This window comes from Fulvimarina uroteuthidis (assembly GCF_034321785.1).
Classification (GTDB): Bacteria; Pseudomonadota; Alphaproteobacteria; order Rhizobiales; family Rhizobiaceae; genus Fulvimarina; species Fulvimarina uroteuthidis.
This window is the reverse complement of the sequence record NZ_JAXLPB010000003.1, coordinates 245,001-268,261: the sequence shown is the minus strand read 5'-3', so window position 1 is coordinate 268,261 and position 23,261 is coordinate 245,001. Positions and strand designations below refer to the sequence as shown.

21 protein-coding genes and 1 tRNA gene are annotated in these 23,261 nt (G+C 64.9%); 12 read left to right on the top strand and 10 right to left on the bottom strand.

Going from position 1 to position 23,261, the window contains the following annotated elements; translation table 11 throughout:
- Positions 1–308 precede the first annotated feature (308 nt).
- Positions 309–2,294, bottom strand: a complete 1,986-nt coding sequence (dnaG, locus tag U0C82_RS10990; protein ID WP_322187150.1) for a DNA primase — start codon at positions 2,292–2,294, stop codon at positions 309–311.
- A gap of 211 nt (positions 2,295–2,505) precedes the next feature.
- On the opposite strand from dnaG, the gene U0C82_RS10985 reads away from it, so the two are divergent.
- Positions 2,506–2,877 carry a CidA/LrgA family protein gene (locus U0C82_RS10985; protein ID WP_322187149.1) on the top strand — a complete coding sequence of 124 codons (372 nt, stop codon included), beginning with the start codon at positions 2,506–2,508 and terminating at the stop codon, positions 2,875–2,877.
- Entirely contained in the window at positions 2,870–3,589 is a 720-nt protein-coding gene (locus U0C82_RS10980; RefSeq protein ID WP_322187148.1) for an LrgB family protein, read from the top strand. The genes U0C82_RS10985 and U0C82_RS10980 overlap by 8 nt, the downstream gene beginning before the upstream one ends.
- Before the next feature lie 48 nt (positions 3,590–3,637).
- On the opposite strand, the gene U0C82_RS10975 is transcribed toward U0C82_RS10980, so the two are convergent.
- Complete coding sequence (locus U0C82_RS10975) at positions 3,638–4,087, bottom strand: GatB/YqeY domain-containing protein (RefSeq protein WP_322187147.1); 450 nt, start codon at positions 4,085–4,087, stop codon at positions 3,638–3,640.
- A gap of 383 nt (positions 4,088–4,470) precedes the next feature.
- Here U0C82_RS10975 and carA point away from each other — a divergent pair, with 383 nt between their 5' ends.
- Positions 4,471–5,658, top strand: coding sequence for a glutamine-hydrolyzing carbamoyl-phosphate synthase small subunit (gene carA / locus U0C82_RS10970; protein ID WP_322187145.1), 1,188 nt, complete (start codon positions 4,471–4,473; stop codon positions 5,656–5,658).
- 111 nt (positions 5,659–5,769) lie between these two features.
- Here the strand turns inward: carA and U0C82_RS10965 are convergent, their stop codons facing one another.
- The 3 genes from U0C82_RS10965 to U0C82_RS10955 form a co-directional block, all read right to left on the bottom strand.
- Positions 5,770–6,456 carry a D-lyxose/D-mannose family sugar isomerase gene (locus U0C82_RS10965; protein ID WP_322187144.1) on the bottom strand — a complete coding sequence of 229 codons (687 nt, stop codon included), beginning with the start codon at positions 6,454–6,456 and terminating at the stop codon, positions 5,770–5,772.
- A gap of 146 nt (positions 6,457–6,602) precedes the next feature.
- Positions 6,603–6,678: transfer RNA gene (locus U0C82_RS10960), tRNA-Ala, on the bottom strand.
- 371 nt (positions 6,679–7,049) lie between these two features.
- Positions 7,050–7,466 (bottom strand): TIGR02300 family protein, encoded by a 417-nt coding sequence (locus U0C82_RS10955; protein ID WP_322187143.1) that lies wholly within the window; start codon positions 7,464–7,466, stop codon positions 7,050–7,052.
- Positions 7,467–7,741: 275 nt separating this feature from the next.
- Between U0C82_RS10955 and aroA the strand changes: the two genes are divergently transcribed.
- The 7 genes from aroA (at position 7,742) to radC (ending at position 14,812) form a co-directional block, all read left to right on the top strand.
- Complete coding sequence (gene aroA / locus U0C82_RS10950) at positions 7,742–9,118, top strand: 3-phosphoshikimate 1-carboxyvinyltransferase (protein WP_322187142.1); 1,377 nt, start codon at positions 7,742–7,744, stop codon at positions 9,116–9,118.
- A complete protein-coding gene (locus U0C82_RS10945) occupies positions 9,115–9,552 on the top strand; it encodes a hypothetical protein (protein WP_322187141.1) in 438 nt (145 codons plus the stop codon). Before aroA ends, U0C82_RS10945 begins: the two co-directional genes overlap by 4 nt.
- A 9-nt stretch (positions 9,553–9,561) precedes the next feature.
- Positions 9,562–10,197, top strand: a complete 636-nt coding sequence (gene cmk, locus U0C82_RS10940) for a (d)CMP kinase (RefSeq protein WP_322187140.1) — start codon at positions 9,562–9,564, stop codon at positions 10,195–10,197.
- 320 nt (positions 10,198–10,517) lie between these two features.
- Positions 10,518–12,224 carry a 30S ribosomal protein S1 gene (rpsA, locus tag U0C82_RS10935; protein ID WP_322187139.1) on the top strand — a complete coding sequence of 569 codons (1,707 nt, stop codon included), beginning with the start codon at positions 10,518–10,520 and terminating at the stop codon, positions 12,222–12,224.
- 161 nt (positions 12,225–12,385) lie between these two features.
- On the top strand, positions 12,386–13,168 hold the full coding sequence (sfsA, locus tag U0C82_RS10930; RefSeq protein ID WP_322187429.1) for a DNA/RNA nuclease SfsA: 783 nt from the start codon (positions 12,386–12,388) through the stop codon (positions 13,166–13,168).
- The gene (map, locus tag U0C82_RS10925) at positions 13,165–14,013 is read left to right on the top strand and encodes a type I methionyl aminopeptidase (RefSeq protein WP_322187138.1); all 849 of its coding nucleotides are present in this window, start codon (positions 13,165–13,167) and stop codon (positions 14,011–14,013) included. The genes sfsA and map overlap by 4 nt, the downstream gene beginning before the upstream one ends.
- Positions 14,014–14,023: 10 nt before the next feature.
- On the top strand, positions 14,024–14,812 hold the full coding sequence (gene radC, locus U0C82_RS10920; RefSeq protein WP_322187137.1) for a RadC family protein: 789 nt from the start codon (positions 14,024–14,026) through the stop codon (positions 14,810–14,812).
- Between the two features lie 24 nt (positions 14,813–14,836).
- On the opposite strand, the gene U0C82_RS10915 is transcribed toward radC, so the two are convergent.
- From U0C82_RS10915 to U0C82_RS10895, 5 genes are all read right to left on the bottom strand, one after another.
- The gene (locus U0C82_RS10915) at positions 14,837–15,424 is read right to left on the bottom strand and encodes a DUF6101 family protein (RefSeq protein ID WP_322187136.1); all 588 of its coding nucleotides are present in this window, start codon (positions 15,422–15,424) and stop codon (positions 14,837–14,839) included.
- A gap of 163 nt (positions 15,425–15,587) precedes the next feature.
- Complete coding sequence (locus U0C82_RS10910) at positions 15,588–17,003, bottom strand: FAD-binding oxidoreductase (protein ID WP_322187428.1); 1,416 nt, start codon at positions 17,001–17,003, stop codon at positions 15,588–15,590.
- A gap of 115 nt (positions 17,004–17,118) precedes the next feature.
- Positions 17,119–18,111 (bottom strand): L-threonylcarbamoyladenylate synthase, encoded by a 993-nt coding sequence (locus U0C82_RS10905; RefSeq protein WP_322187135.1) that lies wholly within the window; start codon positions 18,109–18,111, stop codon positions 17,119–17,121.
- A 152-nt stretch (positions 18,112–18,263) separates the two neighbouring features.
- Complete coding sequence (locus tag U0C82_RS10900) at positions 18,264–18,524, bottom strand: hypothetical protein (protein WP_322187134.1); 261 nt, start codon at positions 18,522–18,524, stop codon at positions 18,264–18,266.
- Positions 18,525–18,679: 155 nt separating this feature from the next.
- Positions 18,680–20,140 carry a glycoside hydrolase family 25 protein gene (locus U0C82_RS10895; protein ID WP_322187133.1) on the bottom strand — a complete coding sequence of 487 codons (1,461 nt, stop codon included), beginning with the start codon at positions 20,138–20,140 and terminating at the stop codon, positions 18,680–18,682.
- A 1,060-nt stretch (positions 20,141–21,200) separates the two neighbouring features.
- On the opposite strand from U0C82_RS10895, the gene U0C82_RS10890 reads away from it, so the two are divergent.
- Together U0C82_RS10890 and dnaA are read left to right on the top strand one after the other, a co-directional pair.
- Complete coding sequence (locus U0C82_RS10890; protein WP_322187132.1) at positions 21,201–21,635, top strand: rhodanese-like domain-containing protein; 435 nt, start codon at positions 21,201–21,203, stop codon at positions 21,633–21,635.
- Between the two features lie 95 nt (positions 21,636–21,730).
- Entirely contained in the window at positions 21,731–23,230 is a 1,500-nt protein-coding gene (gene dnaA / locus U0C82_RS10885) for a chromosomal replication initiator protein DnaA (protein WP_322187131.1), read from the top strand.
- The last annotated feature ends 31 nt before the right edge of the window (positions 23,231–23,261 follow it).

The following is a 23,261-nucleotide window of genomic DNA, read 5'->3' as shown; positions in this document are numbered from 1 at the left end:
TTATGTGCCGGCATCCCGCAAACGACGGCCCACGGACTGACCCGTGAACCCGCCCGTTCGACTTTCAGTTCCAGACCCCTCGATCGTTCCGGGGATGCGTCGCCTGCGTCTTCGGGCCGCGGGGATCGAGTCTATGTCCGCTGTCATCACATGAGCGTTATTCTACGTTCAGCCGCGGTATATGTGCGCCGGACCGCGAGTTGGCAATGTTTAAACCATGCGACTTGCCGCAACCGTGCGGGAAGGTGCTGATCCGAAACATTCTTTTCCCCTCAGCCGACACGAGCGAAGAACGGAAATTAGAAGCTTTACATGGTCTTAACGGCACGTCCTGACAAGATGCCGAAACCCTCCACCAGAGCCTCGATCGTTTCGACCCGTTCGATTTCCGCCTTGACGGCGCGCATGTGCTCATATGCGTCATCGGTGGGTTCCTGACCGAGAAGCTGTTCGGCCTGCTTGAGTTCCCGGGTCAGGGCCTTGAAACGATGCTGCAGATGCAGGGCCTGGCGGAGCGCCTCGCGCGCGTCGTCGGCCGCCGCATCGGCGAGGACGGGCCAGAGACGGACCATCCGCGCCTTTTCCTCGTAGGCGATGAAAATCTCTTCCGCGCCGCGAAGCCGCAGCCCCTCGATGATCACGTCGCGATCGTGCGGCGCGCTTTCGGCGTAGATGTCGAGGACGCATGCCCGCAGCCGCGCCAGATCCGGCGCGTCGATTTCCAGATCCGCGAAATAGTCGAACGCCTCCTGCATCAGCACCGGGTGATTGACGAAGCCGACGACGATCGCGATTTCCCTCAAGGAGGGCGCCGGCCCACCCGTCGCGCGCAGAAGGCTGGAGCGGGCCAGGCGGTCGGAAATGGCCGGCCGCATGCCGGCCCCCGCGCCGTACCGCCCATTGGACTGACGCCCGCCGACCGCATTGGCGTAGCCGCCGCGATCTCCTCGCTGCCCGCGATCGCCGCCGCGCCCGTTCGATCGATCGCCGTAGGAGCGTGGCGCCGATCCGCTGCCGAAAAACGCCGAAAGCCGCTGGCGCATGTCCTGGCTGTAGTGCCGCCGCACGCTCTCGTCGCCGATCTGCCGGGTCAGCTGGTCGAGCCGGCGTTCGAGTTCGGCCCGCGCTTCGGGCGTATCGAAGGTCGAACCGGCGGTCTCGCGAGACCAGACCATGTCCGACAGGGGCCGCGCCTGCGCGAGGACGTCGCGGAACGCGTCCGCGCCGCCATCCTTCACGAGATCGTCGGGATCCTTTCCGTCCGGCAGGAGCGCGAAGCGCAGGGATCGTCCTGGCTTCAGCAGGGGAAGCGCCAGTTCGGCCGCCCGGTGCGCGGCCTTGATGCCTGCGCCGTCACCGTCGAAGCACAGGATCGGGTCCCCGGCGCTGCGCCACAGAAGCTCGATCTGGCTCTCGGTGAGCGCGGTACCGAGCGGCGCCACGGCGTGATCGAAACCGGCCTGCGCGAGCGCGATGACGTCCATATAGCCTTCGACCACCAGCAGCGTGCCGGCATTCTTCGAAGCCCGGCGCGCCATGCCGAGATTGTAGAGCATGCCGCCCTTGTGGAAGACGTCGGTCTCGGGAGAGTTGAGATATTTGGCGCGTGCCTCGGGCGACATCGCCCGGCCGCCGAAGGCGACGCAGCGCTCGGACGGGTCGAGGATGGGGAACATGATCCGGTCGCGAAACCGGTCGTACGACACGGCGATATCGTCGCCATGGACGACGAGACCGGCGGCCTCGATCTCCTTCTTGCCGACACCCTTGGCCGCCAGATGCTCCTTCAGCCGGTTGCGCGCCTCGGGCGCGAAACCGAGGCCGAACCGTTTCTGGATCGCGGGGTTCAGTCCGCGATCGCGCAGATATCCGCGCGCCTTCGCCCCTTCATTGTCCTGAAGACGGTCGCGGAAGAATTCGGCGGCGAGCTTGAGCGCGTCGAGGATCGTCGCGCGCTTCTCGTCCCGCTTCTCCGCCTCCGGGTCGCGCGCCGGCATCGCAAGACCGGCCATGCCGGCGAGCCGCTCCACCGCCTCGGGAAAGCTCAGCCCGTCGAGCTCGGTAAGAAAGCGGAAATGATCGCCCGAAACCCCGCAGCCGAAGCAGTGATAGCGGCCCTTGTCGTCCTCGCAGTGGAAGCTCGGCGAATTCTCGCCGTGAAACGGACAGCACGCCCAGTGATCGCCCTTGGCGGGACGGGATTTGCGGCGATCGAAGGTCACGCGCTGGCCGATCACGTCCGAAATCGGAACGCGGGCGCGGATATCGTCGAGGAAGGATGGCGGAAAACGCATATCGTTCGTCTAACCCATTCCGATCGTTTGGGGGAGTCGGGTGTCCGCAGGGACCCCCATCGCAAAAAGCGCGCAAAAGGCTTGCGAAGCCACGGACGCATGGGCGAAGTGATCCGGCCCGTGTGCCATCATCGCCGGGGGCCGAGCCGTTTCGACCGACATATGAGAGACATCGTTCCATGAACCGCGTCGCCGTTTTGACCACCCGCCCATGCTGAGGGCCCTTACCGCCATCTTCGCCTGCCAGCTGGTCGGCGAAGCGCTCGTCGCGGCAAGTGGCCTGCCGATGCCGGGACCGGTCATCGGCATGGCGCTCCTGTTCGGCTTCTTCGTGGCGCGGGGCGGCATCCCCGCCCCGATCGCGTCCGTCGGCGACGGCCTGCTCGGCAATCTCTCGGTCCTCTTCGTTCCCGCCGGCGTCGGCATCATGCAGCATGCCGCCCGCATCTCCTCGGAGGGCGTCCAGCTCGGCGGCGCGCTGGTCGGCTCGACCCTCGTCACCATCGGCGTCACCGGCCTCGTCATGAAGTTCTTCATGAAACCGGACGGGCGCGCGAAGCGGAAGCGGACCGACCATGGCTGACGAGATCACCGATATCTGGGTCTATCTCGCCACGAGCCCGCTCCTGTCGCTGACGCTGACCCTTGTCGCCTACCAGATCGTGCTGGAGGTCTGGACCCGGATCGGTCGACCCGCCCTTCTCAATCCCGTGCTCGCTTCGGTCCTGATCATCGTCGCAGTCCTGGCGGCGACAGGCACGCCCTACGACACCTATTTCGAAGGCGCGCAGTTCATCCACTTCCTTCTCGGGCCGGCCACCGTCGCCCTCGCGATCCCGCTCTACCGCCAATTCGAGCGGATCAGGGCGAACAAGCTCGCCATCGCCGCAAGCCTCGTCACCGGTTCGGTCACCGGCATCGCAACCGGTCTCGGACTGGGCGCCCTGCTCGGCCTCGATCGCGTGAGCTTCGTCTCGCTGGCACCGAAATCGGTCACGGCGCCTGTCGCCATGGGTATCGTCGAGCGGATTGGCGGATTGCCGTCCTTGACGGCGGTGCTGGTCATCGTCACCGGCATCATCGGCGCGGCGCTCGGGCCGGCGGCCCTCAACGCGATCGGCGTGACGGACGCCGCAGCGCGCGGCATGGCGATGGGGGTGGGCTCGCACGGCATCGGAACGGCCCGCGCGCTTCAGGAAAGCGAAGCCGCCGGGGCGTTTTCGGGCCTGGCAATGGGGCTGAATGCGCTTGCGACGGCGATCCTCGTGCCGCTCGCCTTCGCACTGTTCTCCTGATCGCGCCGCCTTCGGCCGCGACCGGCCGTCAGAAGCCCTGAAGGCCCGTCAGCGGAGCATGCCCTTCACGACGGTCGACGCCTTGGTGAAGTCCATCTGGCCGGGGAAGCGCTGCTTGAGCGCGTTCATGCAACGCCCGACGTCGCGCAGGCCCTTGGCGTCGATGTCTTCCACGGCGGATTTGCAGGCTTCCTGCATCGCGCTCTCGTCGAGCTGCGCGGGCAGGAATTCCTCGATGACCTCGATCTCATGGCGCTCCTGCTCGGCGAGCTCCAGGCGGCCGCTTTCCTCGTATGCCTGCGCCGACTCGATCCGCTGACGGCGCATGGTCAGGAGAATGTTGAGGATGTCGTCCTTGTCGACCGGGTCGCGCCCGGCCTCGCGATTGGCGACATCCCGATCCTTTACGGCACATTTGATGAGCCTGAGAATGGACATGCGCGTTTTGTCGCCCTTGTCCTGGGCACTCGTCAACGCTTCGGAAATCGCTTCGCGCATTGCGCCGATCACTTTCGAATTTACGACCGGGGCCTGCCAAAAGCAGAGAAAACCCTCGGACATGGAATGATTTTAAGCCAAGCGGAGCGGGATGCAACGCAGAATCCGGCGGAGTGCCACACGAAGCACACAATGTTGCAGGCTCACACAGGCTTGGACGTCGGACTGTCGAATTTTGGCGTCTGCGATGGATTTTGGCCGTTGCAGGCAGGCGGCGTCTTGTGGTCCATAGCGCCGCGCATATAGAGAAGCGTGAAGACCCACGCAAGCTTTGCGACGTTTTCGCAAGGTGAGGCGCTCCGTTTCCCGCGCCCCCAGCCTGTCCGGCGCGACGGAAACGCAAGGGAATTGACACGTTTGACCTTCGAGAAGGAGACCCGGACATGAGCGAGGGATGGACGAAACACGCGCCGACGGGGCTGCTGGTGCTCAGCGACGGAACGGTCATCGAGGGTTTCGGCCTCGGGGCCGAGGGCGCGATCGAGGGCGAGGTCTGCTTCAACACGGCGCTGACCGGCTATCAGGAGATCCTGACCGACCCCTCCTATGCCCAGCAGATCGTGACGTTCACCTTTCCGCACATCGGCAATGTGGGCGCGAACGAGGAAGACCGCGAAGACTTCTCGCCGCTCGGCAATGCGGGCGCGGTCGGCGCAGTTCTGCGCGCCGAGGTCACCGAACCCTCGAACTACCGCTCGGCCGGCCATCTCGACAGCTGGCTGACATCGCGCGGCATCGTCGCGATCTGCGGCATCGACACGCGGGCGCTGACGGCGCTGGTGCGCGAGACGGGCATGCAGAACGCGGTGATCGCCCATGATCCGTCCGGCCGGTTCGACATCGACGCGCTGAAGCGGAGGGCGCGGGACTGGAGCGGGATCGTCGGCGCCGACATCGCCCGGATCGTTGCCACGAAGGACCAATCCGTCTGGACCGAGAAGCCGTGGGTCTGGGGCGACGACGCGCGGGCCGAGACGGGCGCGCGCTACAAGATCGTCGCCATTGATTACGGCGCGAAACGCAACATCTTCCGTCTTCTCGCCGGCCATGGCGCCGAGGTCGTCGTGGTCCCGCCGACGACGAGCGCGCAGGAGATCGTCGCCATGGCGCCGGACGGGGTGTTCCTGTCGAACGGCCCCGGCGATCCGGCGGCCACCGGCCTCTATGCCGTCAAGGAAATCCAGGCGCTGGTCGAAGCCGACGTGCCGCTCTTCGGCATCTGCCTCGGCCATCAGCTTCTCGCCCTGGCCCTCGGCGGACAGACCACCAAGATGCACCAGGGTCACCATGGCGCGAATCATCCGGTGAAGGACTACACCACCGGCAAGGTCGAGATCGTTTCCATGAACCACGGCTTCGCGGTCGCCGCCGATAGCTTGCCGAGCGGTGTCTCGGAGACCCACCGCTCCCTGTTCGACGGATCGAACTGCGGCCTGCGGCTCGACGACAAGCCGGTGTTTTCCGTTCAGCATCACCCGGAAGCCTCGCCCGGCCCGCAGGATTCACACTATCTCTTCCAGCGCTTCTTCCAGATGATCGACGGGCACAAGGACGGCAAGCGCGCCGCCTGATCCATACCGTTCAAAGCCTGCCGCCGAGCCCGAGGAAGAGCCGATGCCCTGCCTCGGGCTCGATGCGTTCAGGAGAGCGGAAACCTCAAGACGGATCGACGCCGTCGTACTTCAGGCGAGCCAGGTGGCGTAGTCGCTGACCAGGAGATGGGTCGGTGCGACGTCTTCCTCGATCCGGGCGAACCGGCCGATCGGTTCGCGGAAGATGTTGTCGGTTTCATCGTCGTTGACGGTCGAGACCTCGCCGATGAGGACATCGCCGTCCTCGCCCCAGAAGGCGTGCCAGTCGCCGGGCATCAGCGTCACGCTCTCGCCGGGGGCGAGACGAAGCCGTTCGCCGGGGCCGTAGGCGCGGCGTATGCCGTCGCACATCACCGTGCCGCCGGCACGATCGTCGAATCGGCCGTCCGCGTCCGAACCGAACAGCTCGACGACCAGCGTTCCACCGCCGCGATTGATGATGTCCTCGGCCTTGATGATGTGGGTGTGCATCGGGCTCAGCTGACGCTCGCGCGAGATCAGCAGCTTCTCGGCGTAGCACATGCCGCGGCCCGCCGTGAGATCGGCAAGCCGGCCGTTGCGCAAGGTGAAGAGGAACAGGCCCATCTCGTCGTAACGGCCCGCGCCGTAATCGGTGATGTCCCAGCCGCATCGCGCGTCGATGACGTGGCGCGCCTCGTCCTTGCGACGGGCGAACGTCTCGGGAGACCATCGGGCGAAGGGCGGAAGGCTGAAGCCATGGCGCGCGATCATCGCGGCCGCGTCTGCGAGAATGCGATTGATGTCGGAACGTTTCATGTCGGGCCCGGCTCTTTCTCGATGGCGTATCGCGCAAGGCGGAGGCTCGCGCGTCGTTGGATCAGGTGCACCGTCCCCCGCAACGGGCCGGGACCGGTCGCGGGTCGCGATGACATCAAACGTACAAGAAAATCTGGAAGAAGGTTTGGTGGAGCTAAGCGGGATCGAACCGCTGACCTCTACAATGCCATTGTAGCGCTCTCCCAGCTGAGCTATAGCCCCACGCCGCGTCCTCGACGCGGAACGTTGCGGGTTCTGGTAAACACCGCTTCGTGTTGGCGGCGGTTTAGTCGAGAGCCGCGGACGGGTCAAGCGGTTTTCCGCATTCGCCTCGATGATTTCGGGGCAGCGCTCCCGATCGCTCCGCAGTGGCAGGTTCGAGGCGAACGGTGGCGTGGAAAACGACCGTCCCGGACCGATCGGCCCGCGGCGGGCGGCACCGCATCCCGCGGACCGCGCCCCCGGAACCGGCATGAAACGAGCCGGCATGAAAAAGCCGGATGTCGCGTCGACACCCGGCTCCTTTCGTTCTCTTCCGTTCGGAGCGAGGCGGCGCTTCCGCCTTCGTCGCGCTTCAGCCGGAGAACCGGCGATCAGGTGTCGTCGTCGTCGTCGCGGCCCGTGCCGAGAATGTCGGAGACGTCGTCGTCATCGTCATCGTCGTCGTCCGCCAGGAACGTGTCGTCGTCGTCATCGTCGTCGACCGCGACATCGTCGTCGCTCTCGTCGATATCCGGCGAGTTCTTGTCCTCTTTCTCGTTCTCGTCGTCCTCGACGTCGGAAAGCGACACCGTCTTGTCGTCGGCCTCGATCTCGACCTCCGACTCTTCTTCTTCCTTCTTCTTTTCCTTCACCTTGGATCGCGACGGCTTTTCCGGTTCACCGTCGAAGAAGGCGAGCGGATAGCTTTTTCCGGTGTAGGGGGAGACGATCGGATCCTTGTTCAGATCGTAGAACTTCTGACCCGTCTCCGGGTCGATCCGCTTGGTACCAAGTTCGGGTTTGGCCATGTATGCCTCGTTTGAAGACGTCGTCGGTCTGTTGAATGTCGTCCGGGACGCTGCGCCGGCACGAAACGCATCGGCGTGGTTTCGCGCGTCGTCCAGCCCACCCGATTCGGCGGCGTCCACGCGGCTCACCATCTGGATGGCCGACGTGGCGTTATAAAACGGTCTTGGCCTTACGGCCTGACCCCCGCCTTGTCAAAGCATCTGAGAAGAAGGCAATAAGAGACCATCGAAGGGACCCGTCCCACGACGCTCAGCACCTTGAAGAGAAGACGTTCATGCACAGCGACGATCAGACGCCACGACCCTTGCGCGCTTCCAGCGGAACGCCGCTTCGCGGCACTGCGCGCGTTCCCGGCGACAAATCGATTTCGCACCGGGCGTTCCTGTTCGGCGGGCTTGCGTCTGGCACGACGCGAATCACCGGTCTTCTCGAGGGTGAGGATGTCATCGCCACCGGCCGGGCCATGGTCGCGATGGGCGCGCTGATCCGGCGCGAGGGCGAGGCGTTCGTCGTCGACGGCGTCGGCAATGGCTGCCTTCTCGAACCCGAGGCCCCGCTCGATTTCGGCAATGCCGGCACCGGCGCGCGGCTGACCATGGGGCTTGCGGGGGCGTACAATTTCGGCGCGACCTTCATCGGCGACGCGTCCCTGTCGAAGCGCCCCATGGGCCGCGTGCTCGATCCCTTGCGCGAGATGGGGGTTCAGGTGGTCGCACGCTCGAAGGACCGGCTGCCGCTCTCGATCCACGGCCCGAAAATGACCGCGCCGATCGCGTACCGGGTGCCGATGCCGTCGGCGCAGGTCAAGAGCGCCGTGCTTCTGGCGGGCCTCAACACGCCGGGCGTCACCACCGTCATCGAACCGATCGCGACCCGCGACCATACCGAGAAGATGCTCGCGGGATTCGGTGCGGCGATCGACGTCGAGACGAAGGCGGACGGGGTCCGGCACATCCGTCTCGAAGGCCAGGGCGAACTGATCGGGCTTGCCGATTTCCAGGTTCCGGGCGACCCCTCCTCGGCCGCCTTCCCGGTGGTCGCGGCGCTGATCGTCGAAGGCTCGGACGTGACGATCGAGACCGTCCTGATGAACCCGACCCGCACCGGCCTGATCGAGACGCTCATCGAAATGGGCGGCTCGATCGAGATCCTGAACCGGCGCACGGAGGGCGGCGAGGACGTCGCCGACCTGCGCGTGAGGCACTCCGCGCTCACCGGCGTCGAGGTGCCGCCCGAGCGCGCGCCCTCGATGATCGACGAATATCCCGCCCTCGCCGTCGCGGCCGCCTTCGCGAAGGGACGGACCACCATGCGGGGGCTCGAGGAGTTGCGGGTGAAGGAATCCGATCGCCTGTCGGCGGTCGCGGCCGGCCTGGCCGCCAACAATATCGCGCACGAGGAAGGCGCCGACTGGTTGATCGTCGACGGCAATCCGGACGGCGTCGGGGCGAACGGCGAGGGCTATGGCAAAGGGACGGTCACCACCCATCTCGACCATCGCATCGCCATGAGCTTTCTGGTTCTGGGTCTTGCATCCGCCCATGCCGTGACGGTCGACGACGGACGCATGATCGCGACGAGCTTCCCCGAATTCGCCGGCATGATGGCAGGTTTCGGCGGAGCCATCGAAGCTGCGGCGCTCGACCCATGATCGGTGGGCTCTTCGTCGTCGTCTTCTTCCTGCCCCTGTCCTTCATCTACGGACGCTGGCGGGCGCGCGGCCTGAAGGCGGCGCATGCGACGCTGAAGGGCCGGCTTCTCGCCCTCATGCCGATGCCGCTGTTCTTCGCGGTCTGCTTTGCCGTCGCAACGGTGTGGCAGAGCGAAGCGGCGCAGCGGCGCATGGCGGATCTTGCGGGCAGCGAAGCCGAAAGCGCGCTCGACACCGGAAACGGCGTTCTCGACGGGGTTTTGACGATCGCCCGCTGGCTCGGCCAGGTCGAGCTCATCCTGTTCATGGTCGCCCTGCCCTATCTTCTCGGCGCCCTCGTCGCATGTGGGCTCCTGATCCTCGACGCGAACGGCCGGATCGTGCTCGCGCCGCCCGAGCCGCCGGCAGTGGACCCGCAGGCCGGCGAAGGCTAGACAGTCGTCATGTCATCATCTCTTCTCATCGCCATCGACGGGCCGGCGGCGGCCGGCAAGGGCACGCTCGCCAAGCGTCTCGCCGTCCATTACGACCTCCATTATCTCGACACCGGCCTGCTCTACCGCGCCGTCGGCCGCAAGGCGCAGGCCGAAAGCCTCGATCTGGACGATCCGGACCAGATGACGACGATCGCGCGCGCGCTCGACACGTCCGATCTCGACGAGGCGTCGCTGAGAGGCCGGGAGGCGGGCGAGCTTGCCTCGCGTGTCGCCGCCCATCCGGGCGTCCGTGCGGCGCTCAACGCGTTTCAACGGGATTTCGCGCGCCAGGCCGGCGGCGCGCTGCTCGACGGGCGCGACATCGGCACCGTCATCTGCCCCGATGCGGACGTGAAGATCTTCGTCACCGCGAGCGCGGAGGTGCGCGCCCGCCGGCGCACCGACGAACTTAACGCCAAGGGGCGGACGGTGATCTACGAGAAGATCCTCGAAGAGGTCCGCCAGCGCGACGATCGCGATTCCAATCGCGCGGTCGCACCGTTGAAACCGGCCGACGACGCCCACTTGCTGGACACCAGCGAATTGGATATAGAAAGCGTGTTCCGCGAAGCTTGTCGTCTGATAGACGCGCGAGAGGCTTGATACGCGAAACGGAGTTTTGTGGGGCGGCCCTCCTTGGGAAGGCGCGCCCTTTTCGGTCATGTTCAAACGGTTTTGTCCGTTTTGGCCGGCGACTTCGATGAACCGGTCCGTCCCGGCGTTCTTCTGCGCCAGACGGCGGCCATGCCTGATCCTTCATGCCAGGGCCGCCGCCAAGCCTGTTCGACAGCGCGTTTGCGCCAGAACGGGCGGAACCCGATTTCGGACCAACGCAACACGAACCTGGCAATCCGACTGGACGGCCAACGGCGCATACCCTTTTCGGCGTTTTGATGAGCCGGGAAGGTCTTCAAGGAGAACGAATGTCAAATCTCAATCCCTCTCGCGACGATTTCGCCTCGATGCTCGAGGCCTCGTTCCACGAGCAGGACGTCGCCGAAGGTTCGGTGATCAAGGGAACGGTCGTTGCGATCGAGAAGGATATGGCCGTCATCGACGTCGGCCTGAAGGTCGAGGGCCGCGTGGCTCTCAAGGAATTCGGCGCCAAGGGTCGCGACGGCGAACTCTCGGTCGGCGACGAAGTCGAAGTCTATGTCGAGCGGATCGAAAACGCTCTCGGTGAAGCTGTTCTGTCGCGCGACAAGGCACGCCGCGAGGAAAGCTGGATCCGTCTTGAGGCCAAGTTCAACGACAATGAGAAGGTCGAAGGCCAGATCTTCAACCAGGTCAAGGGCGGCTTCACGGTCGATCTCGACGGGGCGGTCGCCTTCCTTCCGCGCAGCCAGGTCGACATTCGTCCGATCCGCGACGTGACGCCGCTGATGAACACGCCGCAGCCGTTCCAGATCCTGAAGATGGACAAGCGCCGCGGCAACATCGTCGTCTCGCGCCGCACCGTCCTCGAAGAGAGCCGGGCCGAGCAGCGTTCGGAAATCGTCCAGAACCTCGAAGAGGGTCAGGTCGTCGACGGCATCGTCAAGAACATCACCGATTACGGCGCGTTCGTCGATCTCGGTGGTATCGATGGTCTCCTGCACGTCACCGACATGGCATGGCGCCGCGTGAACCATCCGACGGAGATCCTGCAGATCGGCCAGACCGTCAAGGTCCAGATCATCCGGATCAACCAGGACACCCACCGCATCTCGCTCGGCATGAAGCAGCTCGAGGCCGATCCTTGGGACGGCATCGGCGTGAAATATCCGATGGGCGTCAAGGTCACCGGACGCGTCACGAACATCACCGACTATGGTGCGTTCGTCGAGCTGGAGCCGGGCATCGAAGGCCTCATCCACGTGTCGGAAATGTCCTGGACGAAGAAGAACGTCCATCCGGGCAAGATTCTCGCCACCTCGCAGGAAGTCGAGGTCGTCGTACTCGAAGTCGACCCGAACAAGCGTCGCATCTCGCTCGGCCTGAAGCAGACGCTTCAGAATCCGTGGGATGCGTTCGCCGAGAAGTTCCCCGTCGGCACGACCGTCGAAGGCGAAGTCAAGAACAAGACCGAGTTCGGTCTCTTCATCGGCCTCGAAGGCGATGTGGACGGCATGGTCCATCTCTCCGACCTCGACTGGAACCGTCCGGGCGAGCAGGTCATCGAAGAGTTCAACAAGGGCGACCTCGTCAAGGCCCAGGTTCTCGACGTCGACGTCGAGAAGGAGCGCATCTCGCTCGGCATGAAGCAGGTCGGCGGCGATCCGTTCGTCGAAGCTGCGGAAGCCGGTGACGTTCGCCGTGGCTCGGTCGTGTCCTGTGAAGTGACCTCGGTCACCGATGGCGGCATCGAGGCGAAGATCCTCGAGACCGATCTGTCGGCCTTCATCCGCCGGTCCGATCTGGCCCGCGACCGCGAGGAGCAGCGGCCCGAGCGTTTCTCGGTCGGTCAGACGATCGATGCACGCGTCACCCAGTTCGACAAGAAGGCCCGCAAGGTCGGCCTGTCGATCAAGGCGCTGCAGATCGCCGAAGAGAAGGAAGCCGTCGCGCAGTTCGGTTCGACCGACTCGGGCGCTTCGCTCGGCGACATTCTCGGCGCCGCCCTCAAGGGCAACAAGGGCGACGAGGAATAAGCACCCTCCGGCGTTCTCGAACGCCGCATGAATGAAAAGCCCCCGGCGTGGAAGCGCCGGGGGCTTTTTCGTTCGCGTTCCCGGCTTTGCCGATCGCGGCGGCGCGCAGTGCCTCGACAAAGTTGACGGATGGGCCGTCCGCCGCATAGGCAGACGCCATGATGGCCAGTTCCCCCTCACCGCCCTTCGCCCCGCCGCTCTTTCCCTCGCAGCTCAATCCCGCCCGCCTTGTCCAGCGCTACAAGCGCTTTCTCGCCGATGTGGTGATCGACGAAACCGGTGAGGAAACCACCGTCCATTGCCCCAATCCCGGCGCGATGATGGGGTTGAAGGCGCCCGGGTCGAAAGTCTGGCTCTCGCGCTCGTCCTCCAAGACCCGCAAACTGCCGCTCACGCTGGAACTGGTGGAGGCCGACGGCACGCTGGTCGGCATCAACACCAATCTGCCCAACAAGCTTGCGGAAGAGGCGATCGCGGCCGGTCTCGTGCCGGCATTGTCCGGCCTCGGGGCCCTGCGGCGCGAGGTGAAATATGGGATCAATTCGCGCATCGATCTTCTGGGCGAAGAGCCCGGCGGGCGGCTCGTCCATATCGAGGTGAAGAACGTTCACCTGATGCGCGAGCCGGGTCTCGCCGAATTTCCCGATTGCGTGACGCTGCGCGGGGCAAAGCATCTGCGCGAACTCGGCGACCAGGTCGAGGCCGGGCATCGGGCCGTGATGCTCTATATCGTCCAGCGCGGCGATTGCGACCGGGTCGCGTTCGCGGCCGATCTCGATCCCGGCTACGCGGCGGCCTTCACGGCCGCACGCGCCAGAGGGGTTGAAGCGTACGGCGTTCGGTGCGACATCAGCCCGGATATGATCACCCCGTCGGTCGCGATCCCCATCTGCGATCCGGCAGGTCCCGTTCCACCACGAAATCCGGCATCCGACGCGCCATGACCACCTATCTCGAAGCCGAAGCCAACCCGCAACGCAACACGGGCGCGATCCGTCTCTACGGGCCGGAGGCCTTCGAGGGCATGCGCCGGGCATCGCGCGTGACGGCCGAATGCCTCGACGCGCTGGCCGAGATCGTCAAGCCGGGCGTCACGACCCAGGCGATCGACGATTTCGTCTGGCAGTTCGGCGTCGAGCGGAATGCGGCTCCGGCTTCGCTGCATTATCGCGGCTTCACCAAGAGCGTCTGCACCTCGATCAACCATGTGGTCTGCCACGGCATTCCGAACAACAAGCCGCTGAAGGAAGGTGACATCGTCAATATCGACGTCACCTACGTGGTCGATGGCTGGCATGGGGATTCGTCCCGCATGTATCCCGTCGGCCAGGTCAAGCGTGTCAGCGAACGCCTTTGCGAGGTGACCTACCGTGCGCTGTTGCTCGGCATCGCGGCGGTGAAACCGGGCGGCCATGTCGGCGATATCGGGGCGGCGATCGAGGAATATGCCAGAGCGGAACGGTGTTCCGTCGTCCGCGACTTTTGCGGCCATGGCGTCGGCCAGCTGTTTCACGACGCCCCGAACGTGCTGCACTACGGCTCGTACGGCGAAGGCCCCGAGCTGAAACCCGGCATGATCTTCACGATCGAGCCGATGATCAACACCGGGCGCCAGAACGTGAAGATCCTCGCGGACGGCTGGACGGCCGTCACCCGTGATCGTGGTCTTTCCGCGCAGTACGAGCACTCCCTCGGCGTGACCGAGGAGGGATGCGAGGTGTTCACCTATTCGCTGAAGGGTCTCGACACGCCCGGCATCACGGTTCCGCCGCTCGCCGCAGCGGCCTGAGGCGCGGGCGATGGCGGGATGGGACAAGCGGCCCGATCTGCGCGCAAGCGAGCGTGAGAGCGAACTGGACGATGCGACGGCGCGGCCGGGTCTTGCGGAAAGCGCAAGTTCGGCCAGGGCCAAGCCGGTCAAGCATCACGACGGCCATCGCGAACGCCTGAAGGGCAAGTTCGCCGCGCAGGGATCCGACGCCCTGGCCGATTACGAACTCCTCGAACTGGTTCTGTTTCGCTCGATCCCGCGCAAGGACGTCAAGCCCGTCGCCAAGGCGCTGATCGCGCGGTTCGGCTCGCTCGGAGAGGTGCTGAACGCACCGCATCGTCTTCTGACGGAGGTGGAAGGGGTGAAGGACGCCGTGGCGCTCGATCTCGCCATCGTCGCCAGCATCAACCAGCGCGCCATGCGCTCGGCCGTAAGGCAGCGCGAGGTGCTGTCATCCTGGTCGGCGGTCCTGCAATATTGCACCGCGGTCATGGCGCACGAGCCGCGCGAGCAGTTCCGCATCCTGTTCCTGGACAAGAAGAACGCCCTCATCGCCGACGAGGTGCAGGGGCGCGGAACGGTGGATCACACGCCGGTCTATCCGCGCGAAGTGGTGCGCCGGGCGCTCGAACTGAACGCGACGGCGCTGATTCTCGTTCACAACCATCCGTCCGGCGATCCGACCCCGTCGCGGGCCGACATCGATATGACGCGGATGATCCAGGATACGGCGAAGCCGCTGGGGATCAATCTTCATGATCACGTCATCATCGGAAAGAACGGCCACGCCAGTCTGCGCGGCCTGAAGCTGATCTGAGAGGCCTCGCACATGCGGCAGGCGTCAATGACGGGCAATGATCTCCTCGCCGTCCACCATCATGCGCATGCCGAGGCCGCCGATCTTGCGACGGGCGAGAAAGCGCGGGCGACGGGTGCGGTTCGAGGAGCGGCGGCGCGGTGCGGGCTGGCCGCTCTTCACGGTTCCGACCGTGTCTTCCAGTGCGATGACGGAGCCGTTGGCCTCGATCATCAGCATGGGAAGCGCGAAGAAATCGGCCCATGAGCGCCAGTCGGCGGCGACGTCGTAGAGATCGCTCGCCACCAGCAGCGGCACGCACAGGGCCGGATCGGTCTTGTGGAACAGCTCCAGCGTGACGGTCACCGAGCCGTCGGCATGTTCGATGGCCCGGGCGGCGATGCCCTCAAAGGCGCGCGCCGAAAGCGCGATCGACACCGGCAGACCGGCGCGCTGAAGCTTGCGGTGAATCACCGCGCCGCGCGGGCTGACCTGATAGCGAACCAGTTCGCCATCGGCGGACGGGATCTCGATCGACTGGACACCGGCGGGAACGGACGGATCCATGCGGACCGGAGCGTTGGCCCAATCGGGTCGCGAAAGATCGACGGTCTGTGCAACGTTGATGGTCATGACGCCTCTTGCCTGTGTTGAGAGCCGTTTGCGGCTTCTCTTGCCGGCCGGTGTGTCCCGGCCTTTCATGACACCAACTTACGGACCGCCTCCTACTCCCCTCCTAAGATATGGGGTTAAGCAAATCTGACGGATCAGAGGGTTAGCGGAAAGAAAACTTGAATCAAATCTGAATCAGCTTGCCCGGATTCATGATGTTGTTTGGATCGAGCGCGGTCTTGATCGCCACCATCGCCGCGTATTCGGCGCCCGCCTTGGTTTCGGCCAGCTCCTTGGCCTTCAGGACGCCGATGCCGTGCTCGGCCGAGAAGCTCCCGTCGAAATCCCGGACGACGGCGTGAACGAGATGGCTGATCTCGTCCCAACGCGCGAGAAAGGCGGCGGTATCGGCACCGACCGGCTGGGAGATGTTGTAGTGGACATTGCCGTCGCCCAGATGCCCGAAGGGCACGATACGCGCGTCCGGCATCGCCGCCAGAACCGCCTCGCTGGCCTTGACGAGAAAGTCGGGAACGGTTGCCACGGGCACCGACACATCGTGCTTGATCGAGCCGCCTTCCGGCTTCTGGGCCCAACTCATCTCTTCGCGCAGCGTCCAGAACGCCTCGGCCTGGGCTTGCGACTGGGCGATGACGGCATCGTCCACGAATCCGCTCTCCAACGCGTCGGTCAGGAGCGCTTCGAGGGTTTCGCGCGCGTCCTGCGACGAGCGCTGCGACGTCACCTCGATGAGGACGTACCATTCGTGCGCCGCGTCCAGAGGGTCGCGCGCGCCTTGCGTATGGCGCAGCGTCATCTCCATTCCGGCGCGCGAAAGAAACTCGAAACCGGTAAGGTTCGTGCCGGCATGGCGTTCCGCAACGCCCAGAAGCGCCGTCATGTCCGCCGCCTTCTTCAGTCCGGCATAGGCCACCTCCCGGCCCCTCGGCTTGGGAAAGAGCTTGAGCACCGCACCGGTGATCACCCCGAGCGTGCCTTCGGCGCCGATCAGAAGGTTTCGCAGGTCATAGCCGCGATTGTCCTTCTTCAGGCGCCGGAGGCCATGAATGATCTCCCCGTTCGGCAGGACCGCCTCGATGCCGAGACACATGTCGCGCGCGGTGCCATAGGCGAGCGCCCCGGTGCCGCCCGCATTGGACGAGAGATTGCCGCCGATCTGGCACGTGCCCTTGGCGCCGAGCGACAAAGGAAAGAACAGGCCGGCATCGTCCGCCGCCTCCTGGATCGTCTGGAGCACGGCGCCCGCATCGACCGTCATGGTCCGGCCGACGCGGTCGAGCTCCCGGACCGCGTTGAGGCGCGACAGGCTAAGAAGGATCTCGCCCTTCGAGCGGGGTTGCTGCCCGCCGACAAGACCGGTGTTTCCACCTTGAGGTACGATCGGCGTTCCGGTCTGGCTGGCGAGCCTCACGATCGCCGCGACCTCTTCGGTGGAGCGAGGCCGCAGGACGAGCCCCGCCACCCCCTGGAACAGGTCGCGCGGTTCGCGCAGATATTGCGCGCCCGCCGCCTCCGGGCTCAGCGCGTTGGCCGGGCCGACGATCGCGGCGAACCGCTCCCGGAGCGCAGGCGCGATCATGCTGCGCCCGGTCGTATCAGATGTGGTTTCCATGCTCCGGACCTACCGCGCGGGAGAGCATCCGTCGATGGTCGATCACGAAAGCGTAAGCGTTGCCCTTGCGAGGCGTTCGAGTTCAGTCCCGCGGGGCTGCGGCCCGTTTCAGGCGATCGTTGATCGCCTCGCCAAGGCCCTCGTCGGGTATCGGCATGACCGCGATGGCACGGATCGCGGGCCGGTCGATGGCGGCGAGAGCACCGAAGAGATTTGCCGCCGCTTCTCGAAGATCGCCGGACGGGCTGAGATTGATAATGCCCCGCGCCGCGTCGTGCCCCTCCGGAAGGCGGGGACCGAATGCGATCAGCCATTCGTGGGGCTCGACATGTTCGGCATCGAGGCGAACGGCGCCCGTGGGGGCATAATGGGAGGTCAGCTGGCCGGGCGCCGTGACGATCGGGTTCGACGCGCCACGGGAGGGCGTCCTGACCGGACGTCCCGATGCCTGCGCGATCGCGCCGCGCGAAATGCCGCCCGGCCGCAGAAGCGCGATATGGTCGGCTTCGACCCGCACAATGGTGGATTCGACGCCGACGCGGGCCGCGCCCCCGTCGAGGATCAGCGGGATCCGACCTTCCAGGCTTGCCGCGACATGGGCCGCGCTCGTCGGGCTGACGCGGCCGGACTTGTTGGCGCTCGGGGCGGCCAGCGGCTGGCCGAGCGCCCGCGCCAGCGCCGACATGACGCCGACGGGCGATCGCAGACCCACCGTGTCGAGGCCGGCGGTCGCGAGCGGATGGATGCCGCTTTCTTCCCGAAGCCGGCAGACGATCGTGAGGGCACCGGGCCAGAACGCGGCCATCAGCGCTTCGGAAAGGGGATCGATGAACGCCAGCCGATCCGCCATGCCCATATCGGGGACATGACAGATCAGCGGATTGAAGGATGGCCGGCCCTTGGCCGCGAAGATGCGGGCGACGCCGTCACCGTTCGTCGCATCGGCGGCGAGGCCGTACACGGTTTCGGTCGGCACGGCGACGCATTGGCCGGCACGCAGGAGTTCCAGCGCTTGGCCGATCGCGGCCGGGTCGTTCGCATCGCGGATGATGGGGTCGTCGATTTTTCGGGACATTGCGGGCTCCGTGCGCGCCTATAGCAAGCGGGCCGCGCAAATGCACGGGGCGTGACTTGGAAGCCGCTGCGGTTCGGGCACGAAAAAGGGCGCTTCCCAAGGAAGCGCCCTGCGGCATTCGCTCACCGGGTGCGGGGTCCAGCCCCGGCCGATCAGTTGGAGGTGGCAGGCTGTTCCGCGCCGTCCTCGGGAGCCGGCTCGATATCGATCGTCGGAACTTCGACAGTTCTTTCTTCGGATCCGACATTCACGTCGCCGGTCTGGACATCCGCCTCAGGAAGTTCGCCGCCCTCGACGTTCACTTCCGGGAGCGAACCCTCCTGCGTCACGTCGACATCGACAAAGAAGAAAAGAAAATATGCAACGACCACGACGATGATGATCGCGATGATGGCGCCGATCGCCTTACCCATGATTATACTCCAACACTGTTATTTTGTTCTGGTCCGTCCGAAATGTCGCAACGAGAAGAACGTTCCGGACCGATGCAAAATAATTCGTGACTGCCGGCCGAGGGCCGTGGAGAATTGATTGTCGAGCGGGGAATCCCGTCAGAAGCTGCGCATCGTCAATTGGTCAGGCTGAACGCATCGGCAACGCGCAGATCTGCCGCCGACAAGGTCGCATATCGGCCGGCGCCCGTTTCGTCGGCGCTCGACAGGTTCGCCGCCTCGTCCCCGGCGACGGCTTCGCTGTCCGTCGCCGCCGGCTCGGGGATCACCGTCGACGCCTGATCGTCGGCTTCGCGGCGCGGCGTTTCGTCCTGCGTCACGGTCTGGGTCACCGTGGCGGGAGGTTTGCCGGCTGTGCGATGGGCCCGCATCGGATTGAAGCTCGGGATCGGCATGCCGGGTGCCGCTTCCCCCTCGACCGTCGCCGCCACGGCGCCCGCAGCGTCCGAACCATCGGCGGCGTCGGAGGTGTCCTCTGCGTCGGCCGCGGCGGCCGGCCGAACCGCGACCGGCGACGGGTCGCGCCCGGGCCCCTCGGCCGCGACCGTGTTCAGAAGCTTGAGCGGATCGATGCGTTTCGGTCGATCGCCCATCGGACCATAGGCCGCCAGCATGCCGCTTTCGGTCTCGTCCGTTCGGTCGGCGTCGAGTTCGAGCTTCGAGACGGCGCTGCGCGTTTCGGCGTCGATCCCGGCCATCAGCATGGATGGATCGGACAGCGGATCGGGCAGCGGATGCAGCTCGTCGAACGGCCATGCCGCCTTCAGACCCGCGACATCCAGGTTCGAAACGTTGACGTCGATGTCGTATTTGGTGCCGTCCACCCGGTACGGGCAGGACCGCGCATTGCAATTGTGCATGGAGGAGAACTGCCACAGCGCATAGGACGGCCACGTCTCTTCCGGGAATTTGCCGGTGATGTCGCCGGTATAGCGCGCATACCAGAGCGGCAGGCGCGACAGCAGCGGGTAATCGGCGCGGTTGTCCGAGATATGCTTGGCCGTATTGCCGTTGGTATAGAGGACCGGATAGCGCCCGGTGCGGATCTTGATCTGGTCTGAGAAGATCTCGGCGTCTTCGAGGCTCATCCATTCCGGCCCGATATCCTCGATATCGAGGGCGATCAGATCGTCTTCGTCCGGCTCGGCGAAATTGATGAAATGGTCGGCCTGGGCGCGCGGATTGCCGGGACGTCCGAGGTGATAGGCGCCCCACAGCATGCCTTTGGACTTGGCGATCTGCTTGCGGGTCATGAACAGCTCTTTGGTGACGGAATATTTCCACCAGCGATTCTTGCACAGCTTCCAGGCATCGTCCTGTTTGGAACCGCACCGGTATTCCGGCGGCATTCCATCGGAGCCCTTGTTGATGAACGCGGCGATCCGCTTGTCCGACGCCATCTTCTCCCAGTCGATGGGATTGAACTCGTAGGCGTCGATGACGATCGCGCGGTCGTCGTCCTTCCAGGGCGTCTTCCAATCGGCCATGGCCGGCTGAGCTGCGAAGCCGAAAAGGCCGAGCGCCAGAACCAATGCCCGTTTCAGGCTCGTCGCTGATGCGGCGTGCGTCATCGTCATAAGTGGTTCCCCTCGATCAAGGTCCGAAGCGTTGGTCAGGTCTGCCACCTCGGACTATGGCCGGCCGGCCTTACCATCTCATGGATCTTCCCCAATCCAGAAGCATGGCGCCGGCCTGCAGTGGCTCTTCGACCTCTCTGCATACAAAATCTGTCAGGTTCCGGGCATGCGCGTTCACGAATTGTTAAAATCGCCGACAGGGCGATATCGGCCGACGCGGCCCCGTCTGCCGCAGTTCTTTTGCCATCACAGTATAGTTGCGGACGTCGCTTCCCGGCCGGGCCGTTGCCCGGCGTCCCGTCGGGCGTCAGGCTCTCGCGGGCGCGTGCCATCCTCTCGCAGCTGTCCCTGCCGTCCGCCCCTCTCGATGGCGACGTGGTTCCGCGCCGATCGAAGCGTTCGAGGCGATTGCCGGCCGCATCGATTTCGGAGGGGCGATACGCGGTCTTTGGGTTTTGGAAACGAATGGAAACGGCGCGACCGGAATGTCATCGATTCGTCGCAGATGGGCCATACGATTCGGTGCAAATTCGAACGACCGATTTTGCACGCGAAATATCGTAGTGCAATCAGGATCTTAGATAAGGTCACTGAACTTCTAAGAAAACCTTGCCATTTCCGTTTCCGGGAACTGCCGAGTCAAGCGCCGGTCATGCTCGACCCTGAAAAAAATAAAGCGCGTCGGCCCTATCAACAGATCTTTTCTGTGGAAGCCCTGACTCTCGGGGATTCACGATGCCGACCGGCCGCGATGCCTTGCCCAGAACATCACACTGAGTCAGCCGGAAGCGCGAATCTCCAAGAATCCGCCTTGCCACCACCTCCCTCGCGCCGTATTTTCAACCTCGAGACAAGGTTGGAGCAACGCATCGTGCCGAAGAAGACGACGGACCCAAGACCTTTCGCGAATGAGTATTCGGCAGGGGTCAAAGGTTTAGATCGTCAGTTTCACTGAACGGACACCGCGGCTCCCTTCGTCTTAAAAGATTTGATTGCGCGCGATACTGATACGTGTGCCGCTCCGGGTCCTTCGTGGGCGGGAGAACGAGGAAAGTGTGACATGCAAGGTGACTACAAAGCCGACGTGACCCCGTCGGACTGCTGGGCGCGTCTCAAGGAAACTCCGAACGCGTTCATGGTGGATGTGAGAACCCGGCCGGAATGGACCTTCGTCGGCATTGCACGCCTCGATGAGGCCGGCAAGCAGCCGATCCTCGCCGAATGGCAGGTCTATCCCACCATGAGCATCGATCCGAACTTCGTCTCCCTGACGGCGGAAGCGATCGATCGCGCCGGCGGCGACCGGGACGCGGAGATCTATTTTCTCTGCCGTTCCGGACAACGCTCCGCCTCTGCGGCGGCGCTCATGACGGCAAGCGGCTACGCCAACTGCTTCAACATCTCCGGTGGCTTCGAAGGACCGCCCGACGCCGAAGGGCATCGCGGCAAGAGCGCCGGCTGGAAAGCGGAAGGGCTGCCCTGGCAACAGGGATAGCGCCTTCCACACCTCTCAAGAGACAGACGATCATACGGAAGCTTCGCTGCACGCGGGGGCGAACTTCCTTTGGACTACGATAAGGGCGGGCGATGATGGCGAAAGCGACGGACGACTTCGGTGGCAGCGGTGCGGAGAGCGGCGACGAGGTGGTGATGGCCCGCGTCAGCGCCCGCCTGCGGGCACAGCTTGGCCAGGAGATCTTCGCAAGCTGGTTCCAGCGCATGCATCTCGACCATGTCGGCAAGGGAATCTGCCAGGTATCGGTGCCGACGGCGTTCCTGCGCTCCTGGATTCGCGGCCATTACGAAGAGATGCTGACCGAGGCGTTCAAGGCCGAGGTTCCCGGCACCTTGCGTGTCGATATCGTCGTCAGGAGCGCGGTTCGCGGCGGCGGGGTTCGCCTGCGGCAGGCGACGGCCGCCTCCGAAGAAGCCAACCGCGCCAGGATCGCCATCGACCGTCCGGCCCAGCCGGCGGCGACCGGTGCGTCCGCAAGCGTCCATCACCTGCGTCCGGGCACCCTGTCGGGCGGCATCGCCAATGGCTGCGAACTCGGCTCCCCGCTCGATCCGCGCTACGTCTTCGACAATTTCGTGGAAGGCGCGGCGAACCGCGTGGCGCTTGCCGCGGGCCGGGCGATCGCCGAGAACGGGCCGCAATCCTTCCGCTTCAACCCGCTTTTCGTCCATGCCGGTGTCGGTCTCGGCAAGACCCATCTTCTCCAGGCCATCGCGAATGCCGCCGCCGCCCGCGAGGACGCGCCCCGCGTCGTCTATCTGACGGCGGAATACTTCATGTGGCGCTTCGCATCGGCGATCCGCGACAACAAGGCGCTCGACCTGAAGGAGACCCTGCGCGGCATCGACGTTCTCATCATCGACGACGTCCAGTTTCTCCAGGGCAAGTCGATCCAGCAGGAGTTCTGCCATCTCCTGAACGCGCTGATCGATTCGGCCAAGCATGTCATCTGTGCTGCCGATCGCCCCGCCAAGGAGCTGGAGAGCCTCGATCCGCGCGTTCGCTCGCGCCTGTCCAACGGCATCACGCTCGAGATCGCCTCGCCGGACTACGAGATGCGCCGCTCGATCGTCGAGATGCGCGTGCGGGCCCATTCGGCCGACGACATCACGTTCAACCTGCCCGAAGAGACCATCGACGCGATCGCGCGCCGCGTCGACGGCACGGGCCGGGATCTGGAAGGCGCGTTCAACCAGATCGCGTTCCGCCATTCGCTGGGGCAGCCGCTGAATCCCGACGCGATCGGGGACCTGCTCTCGCAGTTCTCCCGCTCGAGCGCCGAACGGCGGGTCCGCATCGAGGACATCCTCAAATTCGTGTCGCGGCACTACAACATCTCGCGCACCGACATCCTGTCGGCCCGCCGAACGCGCACCATCGTGCGTCCGCGCCAGATCGCCATGTATCTCGCCAAGACCATGACGCCGCGCTCGCTGCCGGAGATCGGACGCCGCTTCGGCGGACGCGATCACACGACGGTCCTGCACGCGGTGCGCAAGATCGAAGCCGAACGCGGCAAGGACGACGTCTTTTCCGAGGAGCTCGACGTCATCCGCCGGATGATCGAGGAATAGGACCCTTTCGGCCAGCGACGCGCCGATGTCG